This is a genomic window from Saccharopolyspora halophila (assembly GCF_039531955.1).
In the GTDB taxonomy this organism is placed as follows: domain Bacteria; phylum Actinomycetota; class Actinomycetes; order Mycobacteriales; family Pseudonocardiaceae; genus Saccharopolyspora; species Saccharopolyspora halophila.
This window is the reverse complement of the sequence record NZ_BAAARA010000002.1, coordinates 186,412-201,744: the sequence shown is the minus strand read 5'-3', so window position 1 is coordinate 201,744 and position 15,333 is coordinate 186,412. Positions and strand designations below refer to the sequence as shown.

Below are 15,333 nucleotides of genomic sequence, written 5' to 3'. Positions count from 1 at the left end.
ATCAGCCACCTCCTCGCAGACCGGCCCGGATGACCTCGCGGCCGATGGGTGCGGCCAGCGAGCCACCGGTGGCCTCGGCGCCTTCGTCGCCACCGTTCTCCACGATCACCGCGACGGCGATCGTGGGGTTCTCGGCCGGGGCGAAGGCGACGTACCAGCCGTGCGGCTTGTCCCCCGGATCACCGTGCTGGGCGGTACCGGTCTTCGAGGCGATCTCGATGCCGGTGATCTTGCCACCGCCCTTGGTGAAGCCCTCGGACTTGAGCATCATGTCGCGGATCTGGTGCGCGACGTCCGGCGAGACCGCCTGGCCCATGGACTCCGGCTCGAGGGTGTCCATGGTCTCCATGTCCGGAGCCCGGGTCGCCTCGACCAGCTGCGGCTTCATCACCTCGCCGTCGTTGGCGATCGCCGCCGCGATCATCGCGTTCTGCATCGGGGTGACGCGCACGTCCCGCTGGCCGATGCCGCTCTGGTACAGCGAGGCCGGCCCCTCCATCGGGCCCATCTCGGACTTCGCGATGCTCATCGGCATCCAGATGTCCTTGCCGAAGCCGAACTGCGCTGCGGTCGACCGCAGCTTGTCGGCACCGACCTCACCGGCGATCTTGGCGAACGCGGTGTTGCAGGAGTGCGCCAGGGCCAGGGTCAGCGTGCTGCCCTTGCAGGTGGTGTTGGCGTAGTTCGGCAGCGTGGCGCTGGCGGTGCCCGGCAGGCGGATCTCCGCGGCGGTCTCCACCTGGCTGTCCGGGGTGTAGCCGGACTCCAGCGCGGCGGCCGTGGTGACCAGCTTGAAGGTCGAACCGGGCGGGTAGACCTCGGAGACCGCCCGGTTGGCCATCGGGTTGCCCTGCGCGTCGTTGAGCTGATTCCACTGCTCGGCGACCTCGTTGTTGTCCGTGCCGGTCAGCCGGTTCGGATCGTAGGAGGGCGCGTTGACCATGCTCAGGATCGCGCCGTTGCGCGGGTTCAGCGCGACCACCGAGCCCTGGAAGCCCTTGCTGGTCAGCTGCTCGTAGGCGACCTGCTGCATGGCCGGGTCGAGGGTCAGCTCGACGTTGCCGCCGCGCGGCTTGTTGCCGGTGATCATGTCCGAGATCCGGCCGAAGGCCATGCTGTCCGCGGTGCCGTTGAGGATCTTGTCCCGGGCCCGCTCGACGCCGTTGGACCCGTAGAAGAACGAGTAGAAGCCGGTCACCGGGGCGTACAGCGGACCGTTCGGGTAACTGCGCTGGTACTGGTAGCGCTCGTTGTCGATCGGGTTCGAGACCGCCAGCGACTGCCCGTCGGCGATGATCTGGCCCCGCTCGTGGGAGAACTCCTCGAGCTGCGTGCGGATGTTGCGCGCGTCGTCGCGGTACTCGCCCGCCTTGATGACCTGGACGTAGGTCATGTTGGCCATCAGCAACACGACCATCGCCATCATGGCCAGCGCCACTCGGCGCAGCGGCTTGTTCATTGGGGACGCTCCACCAGCTCGGTATGCGCCTCCGCGATCGGCGCCTGCTTCGGCTTCGGCTTCGCGGGGGCCTGCGGACGACGCGCCGCGTCGGAGATCCGCAGCAGAAGTGCGACCAGGATGTAGTTGGCCAGCATCGACGACCCGCCCGCCGCGAGGAACGGAGCGGTCAGACCGGTCATCGGGATCAGCCCGGTGACACCACCGGCGACGACGAACAGCTGCAGCGCGATGGTGAACGACAGGCCGCCGGCGAAGAGCTTGCCGAAGGAGTCCCGCACCGCCAGCGCGCTGCGCAGCCCGCGCATCATCAGCAGCAGGTAGGCCATCAGCAGGGCGACCAGCCCGATCAGGCCGAGCTCCTCGCCCAGCGCCGGGATGATGAAGTCGCTGAACGACAGCGGGGTGATGTTGGGCATCCCGCTGCCCAGGCCGGTTCCCGGGATACCGCCGTAGGCCATCCCGAACAGGCCCGTGCGCAGCTGGTAGCTCGGGTCTGACTCGCCTTCGGCCACGCGGGCCATCGGGTCCAGCCAGCTGTTGACCCGCACCTGCACGTGCGAGAACAGGTTGAACGCGATCACGCAGCCGAGCGCGAACATCGTCACGCCGAGGCCGACCCACACCGCGCGCTCGGTCGCGATGTAGATCATCACAAGCACGATGCCGAAGAACAGCAGCGAAGTGCCCAGGTCCTTCTCCAGCACCACGATGCCGATGGACAGCAGCCAGGCGAACAGCACCGGGCCGAGGTCGCGCGGGCGCGGCCAGTCCACGCCGAGGAACCGCTTGCCCGCTGTGGTGAACAGCTCGCGCTTGGACACCAGGAACGAGGCGAAGAAGACCAGCAGCAGGATCTTGGCGAACTCACCGGGCTGGATCGAGATGAAGCCGAGGTTGATCCACAGCTTCGCCCCGTTGGCCTCCGAGATGCTGGCGGGCAGCACGCCGGGCAGGGCCAGCAGCGCGATCCCGACGAACCCGCAGGTGTAGCCGTACTGCGACAGCGTGCGGTGATCCTTGATCAGCCACAGCACCAGGCCGAACATGATCACGCCCAGCGTGGTGAAAAGGATCTGCTTCGGCGTGTACGGGGCGCCGACCACCGGCGCCAGGTCGAGCCGGTGCAGCATCACCAGTCCCACGCCGTTGATCAGCGCCACCAGCGGCAGGATCAGCGGGTCGGCGTACGGCGCGAAGTAGCGCACCGCGAAGTGCGCCGCACCGTAGAGCACCAGGAACGCGAGCCCGTAGAAGAGCAGCTCCCGAGTGACCGTCTGCTCCTGGGACAGCTCGACCACGGTCAGCGCCGAGGTGATGATGATCGCGGTGAAAACCAGCATGAACAGTTCGGTGCCCCGCCGAGTTGTCACTCGGGGGGCTCCGCCTGCTGCTCCGGTCGCGATGGCCGGATCCGACATCAACTCACCGTCCGGCAGTTCACGCCCGGCTTAGGCTCCTCTGGTTGCAGCGGGGTCGCGTCCGCGGCCGAGGTCTCCGTGTTCGGGTCGGGTTGCTCCGGGGAGGTCTGCCCGGGAGACGGTTGGCCGCTGGGCTGTCCCGGGAGCGGTTGCCCGGGAGGGGGTGGCGTGTTCGGCGGCTGGGTCGGCGGAGCGGGCTTGGGCTCCTGGCACTCCGGGAGCAGCGCGGTCATGCGCAGCCGCCGCATCGCCTCGCGAGCCTCGTCCAAACCGCTGACCTCGGTGATGCCGTTGCGCACGTCGGGACGCTGCGCCTCCTGCAGATCCGTGATCTTGATCGGCTTGCAGCCCGCCGCGGAACCCTCCGGGCACGAGCCCTCGACCTGCCAGTTCAGCGAGACACCGAGCACATTGCCCTGCACCCCCTGGAAGATCACCACCTCGTCGGACTCGTTGGTCGCGAGGTAGTACTGGTTGAGCACCCACCAACGCCCAACCAGTGCGATTGCCGCCAATGCGATGAGCACGCCGCTGGTCACCGCCAGCGAGAGCAGCCAGCGCGGTTTGCGCGACTGCTTGCTCGCGGGTGGTGAGGTGGGCTCGAAACGCTGCGGCTGCTGCCGCGGCATGGTCACCGCGGAAGCGCGCGCCGCAGACGAATCGGGTTGCGGATGCTCATCGCCATTTCCCGCCGCACCCCCGACGATGGGGGCGTCGTCACCGAACTCGACGTCGACGACGTCGGCGATGATCACGGTTACGTTGTCCGGACCGCCGCCCTTGAGCGCCAGCTCGATCATCCGGTCCGCACAAGCCTGCGGATCCGGGATGCGCAGCGCCTCCGCCATCGTCTCGGGACTGACCGGTCCGGTCAGCCCGTCCGAGCAGAGCAGGTAGCGATCTCCCGCTCGCGCCTCGCGGATCGCCAGGCTCGGTTCCACCTCGTGACCGGTCAACGCGTGCAGCAGCAGCGAGCGCTGCGGATGGTTGGCGGCCTCCTCCTCGGTGATCCGGCCTTCGTCGATCAGCGACTGCACGAAGGTGTCGTCGTGGGTTATCTGGGTCAGCTCGCCGTCGCGGACCAGGTAGGCGCGCGAGTCGCCGACGTGCACCAGCCCCAGCTTGCTGCCTGCGAACAGCACAGCGGTCAGGGTGGTGCCCATCCCGTCGAGGTCCGGGTCGTCGGCCACCAGCTCGGAGATGGCGCTGTTGCCCTCCATCACCGCACCGCGGAGCTGGCCGAGCAGGTCGTCGCCTGGTTCGTCGTCGTCCAACGGCGCGAGCGCCGCGATGACGACCTTGCTGGCGACCTCGCCGGCGGCATGTCCACCCATGCCGTCCGCGAGGGCGAGTAGTCGTGGGCCGGCATAGACCGAATCCTGGTTGTTGGAACGAACCAGGCCGCGGTCGCTGCGGGCTGCGTAGTGAAGGACGAGGGTCATGAGCGCAGCTCGATCACCGTCTTGCCGATTCTGATCGGAACGCCGAGCGGAACCTTGGTCGGCCCCGAGACCTTCGCCCGATCGAGGTATGTGCCATTCGTGGAGCCTAGATCCTCCACGTACCAATCGGAGCCGCGAAGTGACAACCGAGCGTGCCGCGTGGACGCGTAGTCGTCGTCGAGCACCAACGTGGAGTCATCGGCGCGACCGATCAGGATCGGCCGGCCGTCCAGGGAAATGCGCGTGCCGGCGAGAGCGCCGTGCGTCACCACCATCTGGCGGGGCACCTTGCTCTTGCCCCGGGCCTTGCCCGGGGACCGACTCGCACCTGGCATCGGGACTCGCATGCCCGAGGCCGAGTAGAGATCCGAACGAACCACGCGAAGCGCAGCCAGTACGAACAACCAGAGCAGGGCCAGGAACCCTGCTCTGGTCAGCTGAATCACCAGCTCCGGCACTTGTTGTGAACGCTCCTACTCGTATCCGCGGGTTGGCGTCCGCGCTCAGGCCTGAGCGCGGAAGACCAGGGAGGAGTGCCCGACCCTGATCACGTCGCCGTCTGCCAACTGCCAAGTCTGCACCGGAGTGCCGTTCACCGTGGTGCCGTTTGTCGAACCGAGATCGGCCAACATGGCGGACTGACCGTCCCAGGTGATCTCGATGTGCTTGCGCGAGACCCCGGTGTCGGGCAGCCGGAACTGGCCTTCCTGGCCGCGGCCGATGACGTTCGAGCCGTGCTGCAGCGTGTACGAGCGGTTCGAACCGTCGTCCAGGAGCAGGGTGGCGGTCATCTGGCCGCGCGGGGCACCTGCCGGGTAGCCACCGGGCGCGCTCTGCGGGTACGCGCCGCCGGGCTGCGGCTGACCGTAGCCCTGGTCCGGGAATCCGCCAGGAGCGCTCTGCGGGTACGCACCGCCCGGCTGGCCGTAGCCCGGGTCGAAGCCCTGCGGGGGCTGGCCGTAACCGGGGTCGTAGCCCTGCGGCGGCTGACCGTAGCCCTGGTCATAACCCTGCGGCGGCTGACCGTAGCCCTGCGGCGGCTGGCCGTAGCCGGGGTCGTAACCCGGCTGGGGCTGGCCGTAGCCCTGGTCGTAGGGGGGCTGCTGCGGGTAGCCCTGGTCGAAGCCCTGCGGCGGCTGGCCGTAGCCGGGGTCGTAACCGGGCTGGGGCTGGCCGTAGCCCTGCGGGGGCTGGCCGTAACCGGGGTCGTAGCCCTGCGGCGGCTGACCGTAACCCTGGTCGTAGCCGGGCTGCTGCGGGTAGCCCTGCGGGGGCTGGCCGTAGCCCTGGTCATAACCCGGCTGGCCGTAGGCGTAGTTGGGGTCCTGGCCGTAGCCCTGGTCGTAGCCGTACTGGCCCTGCTGGTTGTACGGATCTCCCTGGGGGTAATGGCCTGGTGGCTGGCTCATGGGTCGGTCTCCTGCGGTACGCGGTTGTGCCGGCCGTCGGGTTACGTCGGGGTCGACGGCCGAACTGATTCGAAACTGTCCCGTGTGCAGCGTCTCAGAGCGCTCCAGGGAGACTACGACGTCACCATATGTGTCCCACCCCTGTTCGGTGAGATGCTCCTGAACGCAGTCGGCGAGGAGGTCGGTCACCCGGGCCTCATCGCCGGTGAGTCGATCGTGGTCCGACGGGCTCAATTGAACAACGTAGCGGTTACAAGCCAGCATCCGTCCACCGGCAAGCTCGCGGACGTGCAGCTCGGCATCCCGCTGGAGGCCTTGGGCGACCTCCTGGGGAACCACGTTGCCGCCGAACACGCGCGCAAAGCCATTACCGACGATGCCTTCGAGTCGGCGCTCGAAGCGCTGAACGAGGCCCACGGCAAAATCCCTTCACGCGTACGACACCTGCTGACCATCGTATCTGGGTCAACGGGTCCGGACATCGCCCAGTTCCCAACTTCTTCGACCCCCCTGCGAAGCCCCCTCCGAACCCCGTGCTAATCTTTTTCTCGTCCACAGGGCAGCAGGGGAAAGCGCAAGCGACCCCCGGTTCCCAGGCCAGGAAGCGAGCAAGATAGGCTTCCAACCAGCCACGGGCGAGTGGCGGAATGGCAGACGCGCACGGTTCAGGTCCGTGTGTCCGAAAGGACGTGAGGGTTCAACTCCCTCCTCGCCCACTCGAAAATCCCCCCGGCGCACTTCGCCGGGGGGATTTTTTCGTTGTGCTGCTCCGGGGAGCGACTTCCCCGGAACCCCTGCGGTGCGGTGCGTTTCCCCTGGTCAGGTGGTGCGCGGGATCCGTGAGGACGGCGGGTTCTCGCCGGCGTGGGGTGTGTCACTTCGGCGGATTTGCTTTCGGTGAACAAGCGGGGCGCTCGGTGTTCGCCGAGCGCCCCGCTGTCGTTCTGTCCTTTTTCCGCAGTTCCTACTGGGTGATCCAGTAGGGGTACGAGTTGTAGTCGGGGTACGGGCCCAGGAATTCCTGCGTGGGCACGAGCTCGACGGTCGCTGTCGGGTCGGTGACCAGATCGGCCGGGATGGTGAACGTGGTTTCCGACCAGCCGCGCGGATCGTCCGGGAACGTCCAGGTTCCGGCCGGGGCTCCGTTCACGCGCACCCGCACCTTGTCGGTGGAGGCGGCATCGGTCACATCGACCCGGCTGGTGATCGTCGCGGACCGCCCCGGTGCGAGGCCGCCGATGGTGAACCGTTCCCCGCCGACCACGTGCCGTCCGCTGTCGGTGACCTCGCCAGCCGGCTCGGTCACCGTCTTGAGGTGCGTGTAGGGCTGGAATCCCTGGTGCGCCGGGAGGACCTCGTAGTCGTGGCGCTGCTCGTCCTGCAGATCGGAGACGTTGATCCGGTCCCGCAACCGGCCCTGCAACGGCCGCAGCGGTTCATCCCCGCTGCCCAGCCCGCTCCAGTCGGCCTCGTAGATCGTGACCCTGTTGCAGTTCCGAGCCGCTTGGCAAGCGGAGCCTCCGCCGATCGTGACGTGCGAGAACGTCGGCGAGGTCAGCCCGAAGGAGGCCAGCTGCTCGCCGAACACCCCGGCCTGCTCGAGGTCGTGCACGCTCCACGAGTTGAAGATCGCGAAGTGGTCCGGCCGCCGCTGCTCGGGCATCCGCCGCAGCTCCTCGTAGAGGCTTCCGGCGCCGTGCAGGTTCGCGGTGGCGAAGCCGTTGGTGGTCAGCCCGATCAGGTCGACGACGTGCCGGTCGGAGAAGTAGGCGAGAGCCCCCGCGTCGTTGATCGCGACGTTGGCGTCCTCGGGGAGGTTTCCCTTGATCCAGTTGGCGATGGTCACCTGCTGGTCGCGGATGCCCGCGGCCTGCTCGCCCTGCCGCAGGCCCCACGCGGGCAGCTGCGAGGCGCTGAACAGCAGCGCGAGCACGATCCCGCCGGTGAACACCGACTTCTGCGCGCCGCCGCTGAACAGCTGGCCGATCCAGTGGATCCCGAGCACGGCGAACAGCAGCACGATCGGCAGCAGCGGTTGCACGTAGCGCAGGTGGTGGGAGTCCGAGAAGATCATTGTCGCCACCGACCCCATTACCAGGATCACGCCGATGCCGGTGGCCAGCGCGAGGCCGCGCCACTGCGGGGCGCGCCGGAACAGGCCGACCGCGCCCACCACCGCGAGCAGCAGCGCCCCGGGGAACACGTAGTCCCAGGTGGACAGGCCGCTGAAGGCGGTGAGGAAGTCGCGGAAGTTGGTCAGCGTCTCGTCGGCGACCTCCAGCGGGTACACCATCGGCGTGTGCAGCAGCGACTTGGCGAGCACGCCGTTCTGCTCCGCCGAACCGGTCATCGCCCAGTAGAAGAAGTACTGCGCCGCGGCGGTGTAGGCGGGCAGGCCGATCCAGGCGATCCGCCCGATCAACCGGGGCCGCGAGATGGCGGTGCCGCGCGCGTGCACCAGCAGGTGCCAGATCATCGCCACGCTCAGCACCGCGGCGAACACCAACGCCTCGGTCCTGGTCAGCGCGGCGGCCACCGCGAGCAGCGGTGTCCACCAGAACCGGCCGGCGGCGCGTTCCGAGGTGAACGCGAGGAGCAGCGCCACGAGCAGGAAAGCGGTGAACGCGATCTCCATGCCGCTGGTGGCCCCCCAGGCCAGCGGTCCGCTCAGCGCGATCAGCAGACCGGCGCTGATGCCCACCGGACGGCCGGCCAGACGGGTGCCGAGCAGGTAGGTCATCGCGGCGGTCAGCGCCATGCACAGCGCGCCGAACACCATCGCGGCGGGTAGCAGCGCCGTGCCGTGCACGCCGAGCAGGTAGAAGGCGCCGAGGATCACGACGTAGAGCAGGCTGCTCGCGCCGGTGCTCATCGGATCACCGGTGTTGTACTGCAGGAAGTGCCCGGCGCCGAGCTTGCTCGCGTACTGCAGGTGGATGTAGACGTCGTCCAGCGGCGGGATGAAGTTCCACTGGTTGTAGGCCAGGCTCACCACCATGAACAGGCCGGTCACCAGCAGCGACAGGCCGCCGATCAGCCAGGCGCTCGCGTCCCGGAAGGGCCGCACGCGGGATCGCTGATGCGCGCCGAGCTCCGCGCGCTCCTCGGTCGGATCCGGTATCACCCCGTTCTCGGTCTCGATGCCCGACGCCCCAGATCTCGCCATTCCTTCTCCCCGAAACAGACAAAAGATTCAAACGGATCACATGCTCACACAAGCGAAATTTGCCCCGGCGGTGCCGCTCCGGTCGGCGGGGAGATTCGCCGGTTCTGGTGACGTGCCTGCCCCTTCCGGTTGTCTGCTCGTTCTCGCGGGTCAGAGCGGGGTCGCGGGAGGTCGTCCGGCTTCGAGGGTTGGCGACGCCGGTTCCTTGTGCTGGGGTTGGGCCTTGTTGTCCGGCTGGGGGTTGGTGTCGGAGGTGGCCGTGGCCGGGAACAGTCGAGATCCGGGGCGTTCGGTGACGGGTCGCGCGCTGAGCGTGCTGACCGCGTTCGACGCGGAGCACGGGCGGATGACGTTGACCGCGATCGCCCGCCGCGCGGACATACCGCTGGCCACCGCGCACCGGCTGGTGCGCGAGCTGGAGATGTGGGGTGCGCTGGAGCGCGATTCCGACGGGCACTACACCGTCGGCATGCGGCTGTGGGAGATCGGGCTGCTGGCCCCGGTGAACAGCAGGCTGCGCGAGGCCGCGCTGCCGCACATGCAGGAGCTGTGCCGCAACACGCACGACAACGTCCACCTGGCCGTGCGGGCCGGAGCGGACGCGGTCTACGTGGAGAAGCTCACCACGCCGCGCGCCGTGTCCATCGTCTCGCGCGCGGGTGGACGATTACCGCTGCACGCGACCGGCGTCGGCAAGGTGCTGCTGGCGCACGCGCCCGCCGCCGTGCTGCACGAGTGCTGCGAGCGGGGCCTGTCGCGGCACACGCCCTACACGATCACCGAGCCCGGACGGCTGGGGCGCGAGTTGCAGTCCGTGCCGACCCGCGGCTTCGCCCAGGCCAACGAGGAGATGACCCTCGGGAACTGCTCGGTGGCCGTCCCCGTGCGCGCTCCGGACGGCGCCGTCGTCGCCGCGCTCGGCGTGGTCACGCACAGCGCCCGAGCCGAGGTCGCTAAGCTCGTCAAACCGCTGCTGCCCGCGGCCGAGGGGATCACCCAGCGCCTCGCCGAGCAGGAGCGCGCCGGGACGGCTTCGCTACCGCGCTGAGCCGGCGCGGCGGAGGTTCGGTTTCCGGTTCGCGGTCGTTCGCCGAAGGCCCGGCTCGAGCGCCGTCGCCATAGCGCCGGAGTGGGTCGCTGGCAAGAGTGAATATTCCGCTGAACGTTCGTCGATTAATCGAACGAATGTACGTTAGCGCAGGTCTGGTGCTTCCACCTGCTGTTGTGCAGTGATTTTCCGAAGTTGGAATGCGGGATGCATCGCGTCGTCGTACGAGTGTCGGCGCCAGCTCACCTGAATGGCCGCATCGCCGGGCTGAAGCGCCGATGTCACTCGTCGACCGGTCACCGACCGCTAACCGCCGCCGATCGCAGCGACCCCGGATGAGCAGCGCAAAAACCCTCCAAAGCTGTTTTAGTCGGAGTCAGCCCCGCGACGCGGGTCTGGGGAAAACAGCCGTTGGAGTGCATGCCTGCTTGAGGGAGGCGGAGAAGCTGTGACCGGAATGCCGGGACATGCCTGGTCCGAAGACGAGCTCAAGGTCTGTTCGACGACGCAGGTCCGATCGCCGTTGGGATCGACCGCCTCGATGGGACGGCTGTCGCAGCGGGCGGTGGACACCTTGGGCTGGACCGGCAGCGTGCTGCCGCCGGTGAAGCTCCTCGGCAGGCAGATCATCGCCACCGCCGAACTGATCCCGGACGCGCACGCCGAGCGGCTCGTCTTCGGCAGCGGGCCGGTCGCCGACCGCGCCGAGATCGCCACTTGGGTGTGGCCGGAGATGGACGGCCGGGTGCCGCCACCCGCCGCCCGCATCACCGGGATCCTCGCCCCGGCGCGGCACTGGCGCACCGCGCTGACCGCCGCCGTGCCGTTCGCCCGCTTCGCCAACGCCGCCATCGTGGTGCCGCGCAACGTGGCCGTGGCCCCCGATTTCGCCGAGACCTGCCTGATCCGCGCCCGCCAGTTCGGCATCGGCGTGCTCAGCGCCGACGGTGACGACATCCGCGTCGAGATGGACGGGCACGGCTTCGACGACGCCCCTCCGATGGAGCACACCGCGATCTCCCGGTGGGTCAACGAGATCGTTTATGAGCAGCTGCTGGCCGCAGAGGCGCCCACGCCCTCGCGCAGCTGACCCGCGGCACCCGGCCGCGCTGGGACTTCGGTGGGCGGGGGTGTGCGCCTGCTGAGGGGGAGAAGGCGGACGGACTCGACCCGCGCCAGAAGCGAGTCCGTCCGCGGAGGGCTGGGATCCAGCGCTCCTGCGCGCTCGTCGGCTCACCTCGTGTTGGTGCGGTGACAGTTTTGCCTAAAACTGTCCGGACATTTCGGGCGCCGGGTCCTCACAGTTTTAGGCAAAACTGTCACCGCTGCTGCTCGGGTGCCGCTTGCGGGCGGGTGAGTTGGGTGGGGAACCCCCTGGGAGTTATCCACAGGGATTTTGAGTTGTCCACAGGTCGGGTGTGTGGGCTGCTGGATCGGTCGAGCTCGGGTTTTCGGCATACCATGTGGGCATGCGAATCGCGATTGCCGGAGCCCGCGGAAAGATCGCTCGACAGCTCGGCGTGCTGCTGACGCAGCGCGGTGACTCGGTGCTCGGACTGGTCCGGAACCCGGACCACGTCACCGAGCTCGGCCACCTCGGCGTGACCGCGGAGGTGGCCGAGCTGGAAGCCGCCGACGCCTCCCGGCTGGCCGATCGGTTGTCCGGTGTGGACGCCGCCGTGTTCGCCGCGGGAGCCGGTCCGGGCAGCGGCGCGGAGCGCAAGGACACAGTGGACCGCGGCGCCTCCGTGCTGCTGGCAGAAGCCTGTCAGCAGGCGGGAATTCGGCGCTTCGTGCAGGTGAGCTCGATGGGCACCCGCAGCCCCAATCCGCCCGATGTGGACCCGGTCTTCGGTGCCTACCTGGACGCCAAGCGCGCCGCCGAGCAGGACCTGCGGGAGCGGGATCTGGATTGGACGATCCTGCGGCCGGGGAGGCTCACCGACGACCCGCCGACCGGGCGGGTGATGCTCGGTACCGAGGTCGCCAGGGATGCGGTCACCCGAGCCGACGTGGCCGAGGTGCTCGCGGCTCTGCTGGCTGAGCGGCGCACCGCGGGCATGGCTCTCGAATTGGTGAACGGGGACGTTCCGGTGACCGAGGCGGTGGGTGCCGCCGTGGAGTAATCAGATCGAGTTATCCACAGGCCCCAGCACGTGGTTGAGGTGCGGGTTCGCGAACACTCCATCGGGGTCGACCGCCGCGCGGATCCGGCGGAAGTCGTCGAAGCGCGGGTACCGCTCGCGCAGCGCCGCCGCGTCCAAGCGGTGCATCTTGCCCCAGTGCGGCCTGCCGCCCGCCGCCCCGGCGATGTCCTCGAAGGCGTCGAACCACTCGCGATGCGGCATCCCGATGGACTGGTGCACCGCGATGTAGGCGGTCGGACGCCGGTACGCGGTGGACAGCCACACGTCGTCGGGCGCGGCGACCCGCACCTCGACCGGGAACATCACCGGATCCGAGAGCCGGGTGGCCACGCCGCGCAGTTCCCGCAGCACCTCGGGGAGCAGTTCGCGCGGCAACGCGTACTCGCTCTCCACGAAGCGGATCCGGCGCGGCGTGGTGAACACCCGGTACGAGCGGTCCCGGTACGAGCGGGCCGACCAGGCCGCGGCGCATACCCGGTTCAGCGGCCGCACCAGCGGTTTCGCCGCGCGGCCGAGCCCGCACACGGCGCCGAACAGGCTGTTCTCCAGCAGCTCGTACTCCACGAAGTGCCGCACCGGGTTCAGCGGTCGCGGCGGTCCCGCGCAGCGGTTGTTCCGCTTGACCAGCGCCTTCTCGCTGTGCGGGAACCAGTGGAACTCGAAGTGGTCGTTCCCGGCGGCGAGTTCGGCGAACCCGTCCAGCACCTCGGCGAGCTGCGCCCGGTGCTCCTCGGCGGCCAGCGTGAACGAGCGGACGCAGCGCAGCGTGACGGCGGTGATCACGCCCAGAGCGCCGAGCCCGATCCGGGCGGCGGCGAACAGCTCCGGGTTCCGCTCGGCCGAGCAGCTCGTCTCGGTGCCGTCGGCGAGCATCAGCTCCAGCGATTCGACCTGGGTGGCCAGCCCGCCGAGGTCGGCGCCGGTGCCGTGCGTGCCGGTGGAGATCGCGCCCGCGATGGTCTGCCGGTCGATGTCGCCGAGGTTGGGCATGGCCAGGCCGAGCCCGTCCAGCTCGGCGTTGAGCCGGTGCAGCGGGGTGCCCGCGTGCGCCGTGACCAGTCCGGTGTCCGGGTCGGCGTGGATGATCCCGGAGAGCTGCGAAAGGTCCAGCGCACAGCCGGCATCCGGGGAGCCGATCGCGGAGAAGGAGTGCCCTGCTCCGAGGGCGCGCACGGTGCGGCCCTCCTGGCGGGCCCGCTCGATCGCGGCGGCGAGTTCGGTGGTGTCCCGCGGGGTCACCACCGAGCTCGGGGTCGCGGCCGCCGTTCGTCCCCAGTTGCTCCATCGCTGCATGCCGAAGAACTCCCAGAACTGCGAGTGAATTTCGCGTCGTACTGAGCTGCCAGTCGCGCTGGGCCGTCCGGGTGGTGCTGGGCGGCACGGAGGGCTGAAGTTATGTGAAACTCTCTCACTTAACAAGGGGTGGGGCTTAGTGTTGAGCCGTGCGCAGGATCGACGAGATCACCCGCGATTTGGACCCGCCGTTGGCCGCCGTGGACCTGGCGGCCTTCGACCACAACGCCGATGACCTGGTGCGTCGCGCCGCCGGGTACCCGATTCGAATCGCCACCAAGTCCGTGCGATGCCGCGAGCTGATCCGCCGCGCCCTGGACAAGCCCGGCTGCGCGGGCCTGATGTGCTACACGCTGGCCGAAGCGCTGTGGTTGCACGCCGAGGGACTCGGCGACGACCTGCTGGTCGCCTATCCGACGGCCGACCGCGCCGCGCTGCGGCGACTCGCCGCCGACCCGGCGGCGGCCGCTGCCATCACCATCATGGTCGATTCCGCGGAGCACCTGGACCTCGTCGACGCCGCGCTCGGCCCGAACCGCCCGCCGATCCGGGTGTGCGCCGAGGTCGACGCCTCCTGGAAACCGCTGCCAGGCGTGCACCTGGGCACTCGCCGGTCGCCGTTGCACACCCGCTCGCAGGTCCGCGGCTTCGCCGAGGAGGTGGTGCGTCGCGAGGGGTTCCGGCTCGTCGGGCTGATGGCCTACGAGGGCCAGATCGCCGGGCTCGGCGACGCGCCCGCCGGACGCCCGCTGCGCGGTGCTGCGCTGCGCTGGATCCAGCGGCGCAGCGCGGCCGAACTCGCCGAGCGCCGCGCTGCCGTGGTCGCGGACGTGCGCGAGGTGGCCGAGCTGGAGTTCGTCAACGGCGGTGGTACCGGCAGTCTCGAGCGCACTGCGGCCGAAGGCGTGGTCTCCGAGATCGCGGCCGGTTCGGGCCTGATCGGCCCGACGTTGTTCGACGCCTACCGCGCCTTCCGGCCGCGCCCCGCCGCGCTGTTCGCGCTGCCGGTGGTGCACCGGCCCGCGAAGCGGATCGCGACCGTGTTCGGCGGCGGCTACATCGCCTCCGGGGTCGCGGGTGCCGATCGCGTGCCGGTGCCGCACTGGCCCGAGGGGCTCGCGCTGCTCGGCGCCGAGGGAGCGGGCGAAGTGCAGACTCCCGTGACCGGTGCGGCGGCCCGGCACTTGGCGATCGGAGACCGGGTCTGGTTCCGGCACGCCAAGGCCGGTGAGCTCGCCGAGCGGTTCGAGCACTACCACCTGGTCGACACCGCGGCGTCGACCGTGCGACAGGTGCCGACCTATCGCGGTGAGGGCAGGTCGTTCGGGTAGTTGGCGGATCTCTTGCCTGCCGGCGCCGCGGCCGGTTTCGGCGCCGGTGGGCCCTCAGCGCCCTCCGGGATCCGGGTGGACAGGTACCCCCGCACCAGATCCTTGGCCTCGGAGATCATGCACCGGTCGCCCTCCGGCCCGTCGCGCCGGAACGCCAGGTGCAGAACCGCGTCTGCCGCCTCCACCGCGACGGTCAGCGGCAGCAGCAGATCGGCCGGATCCAGGTCGAACTCGGTGCTGATCAGCTCGGTGAGCTTCTCGGCGATCACCGCGTTGTTCTCCCTGCCGGGGTCCAGCAGCCGCAGATCGACGACATCGCCGAAGTGCAGCCTGCTGAAGGCGGGCACCTCCCGGTACATCGCGAGGTAGGTGTCGAAGACCGTGTCCACGGCCTGCCACCAGTGCGCGTGCCGTTCGGTCTCGAACCGCTCCGAGATCGTCTGCACGAAGCGCTCGAGGTTGCGCAACGCCAGTTCCTGCACGACCGCGCGCTTGTCCGGGAAGAACTGGTACAGCGAGCCGACCGCCACGCCGGCCCGCTCCGCGATCAGCGTGGTCGTTAACCCGTCGTAGCCGACCTCGTCGATGAGCTCGGCGGTCGCCGTGAGCATCTTCTC

Annotated in this window: 12 protein-coding genes and 1 tRNA gene; 5 read left to right on the top strand and 8 right to left on the bottom strand. The window is 69.2% G+C overall.

Going from position 1 to position 15,333, the window contains the following annotated elements:
• Position 1 precedes the first annotated feature (1 nt).
• The 5 genes from ABD289_RS03820 to ABD289_RS03800 are packed head-to-tail and all read right to left on the bottom strand — an operon-like array spanning position 2 to position 6,148.
• The gene (locus tag ABD289_RS03820; RefSeq protein WP_344126547.1) at positions 2-1,459 is read right to left on the bottom strand and encodes a peptidoglycan D,D-transpeptidase FtsI family protein; all 1,458 of its coding nucleotides are present in this window, start codon (positions 1,457-1,459) and stop codon (positions 2-4) included.
• Positions 1,456-2,880, bottom strand: coding sequence for an FtsW/RodA/SpoVE family cell cycle protein (locus tag ABD289_RS03815; protein WP_344126545.1), 1,425 nt, complete (start codon positions 2,878-2,880; stop codon positions 1,456-1,458). The genes ABD289_RS03820 and ABD289_RS03815 overlap by 4 nt, the downstream gene beginning before the upstream one ends.
• Positions 2,880-4,322, bottom strand: coding sequence for a PP2C family protein-serine/threonine phosphatase (locus ABD289_RS03810; protein WP_344126542.1), 1,443 nt, complete (start codon positions 4,320-4,322; stop codon positions 2,880-2,882). Before ABD289_RS03810 ends, ABD289_RS03815 begins: the two co-directional genes overlap by 1 nt.
• Positions 4,319-4,780: an FHA domain-containing protein FhaB/FipA gene (locus tag ABD289_RS03805; protein WP_344126540.1), complete on the bottom strand. Its 462-nt coding sequence runs from the start codon at positions 4,778-4,780 to the stop codon at positions 4,319-4,321. Before ABD289_RS03805 ends, ABD289_RS03810 begins: the two co-directional genes overlap by 4 nt.
• A 45-nt stretch (positions 4,781-4,825) precedes the next feature.
• The gene (locus ABD289_RS03800; protein WP_344126538.1) at positions 4,826-6,148 is read right to left on the bottom strand and encodes an FhaA domain-containing protein; all 1,323 of its coding nucleotides are present in this window, start codon (positions 6,146-6,148) and stop codon (positions 4,826-4,828) included.
• Positions 6,149-6,364: 216 nt separating this feature from the next.
• Here ABD289_RS03800 and ABD289_RS03795 point away from each other — a divergent pair.
• Positions 6,365-6,447: transfer RNA gene (locus tag ABD289_RS03795), tRNA-Leu, on the top strand.
• Positions 6,448-6,695: 248 nt separating this feature from the next.
• On the opposite strand, the gene ABD289_RS03790 is transcribed toward ABD289_RS03795, so the two are convergent.
• On the bottom strand, positions 6,696-8,897 hold the full coding sequence (locus tag ABD289_RS03790) for an ArnT family glycosyltransferase (RefSeq protein ID WP_344126536.1): 2,202 nt from the start codon (positions 8,895-8,897) through the stop codon (positions 6,696-6,698).
• Positions 8,898-9,156: 259 nt separating this feature from the next.
• On the opposite strand from ABD289_RS03790, the gene ABD289_RS03785 reads away from it, so the two are divergent.
• The 3 genes from ABD289_RS03785 (at position 9,157) to ABD289_RS03775 (ending at position 12,071) form a co-directional block, all read left to right on the top strand.
• A complete protein-coding gene (locus ABD289_RS03785) occupies positions 9,157-9,945 on the top strand; it encodes an IclR family transcriptional regulator (RefSeq protein ID WP_344126534.1) in 789 nt (262 codons plus the stop codon).
• A gap of 457 nt (positions 9,946-10,402) precedes the next feature.
• A complete protein-coding gene (locus ABD289_RS03780) occupies positions 10,403-11,035 on the top strand; it encodes a hypothetical protein (protein WP_344127131.1) in 633 nt (210 codons plus the stop codon).
• 379 nt (positions 11,036-11,414) lie between these two features.
• The gene (locus ABD289_RS03775; RefSeq protein ID WP_344126532.1) at positions 11,415-12,071 is read left to right on the top strand and encodes an SDR family oxidoreductase; all 657 of its coding nucleotides are present in this window, start codon (positions 11,415-11,417) and stop codon (positions 12,069-12,071) included.
• Here ABD289_RS03775 and ABD289_RS03770 read toward each other — a convergent pair whose 3' ends face one another.
• The gene (locus ABD289_RS03770; protein ID WP_344126530.1) at positions 12,072-13,385 is read right to left on the bottom strand and encodes a D-arabinono-1,4-lactone oxidase; all 1,314 of its coding nucleotides are present in this window, start codon (positions 13,383-13,385) and stop codon (positions 12,072-12,074) included.
• A 149-nt stretch (positions 13,386-13,534) separates the two neighbouring features.
• On the opposite strand from ABD289_RS03770, the gene ABD289_RS03765 reads away from it, so the two are divergent.
• Positions 13,535-14,716: an amino acid deaminase/aldolase gene (locus tag ABD289_RS03765; protein ID WP_344126528.1), complete on the top strand. Its 1,182-nt coding sequence runs from the start codon at positions 13,535-13,537 to the stop codon at positions 14,714-14,716.
• On the opposite strand, the gene ABD289_RS03760 is transcribed toward ABD289_RS03765, so the two are convergent.
• A complete protein-coding gene (locus ABD289_RS03760) occupies positions 14,686-15,327 on the bottom strand; it encodes a TetR/AcrR family transcriptional regulator (protein ID WP_344126526.1) in 642 nt (213 codons plus the stop codon). The two genes, ABD289_RS03765 and ABD289_RS03760, sit on opposite strands and share 31 nt — an antisense overlap.
• Positions 15,328-15,333 lie beyond the last annotated feature (6 nt).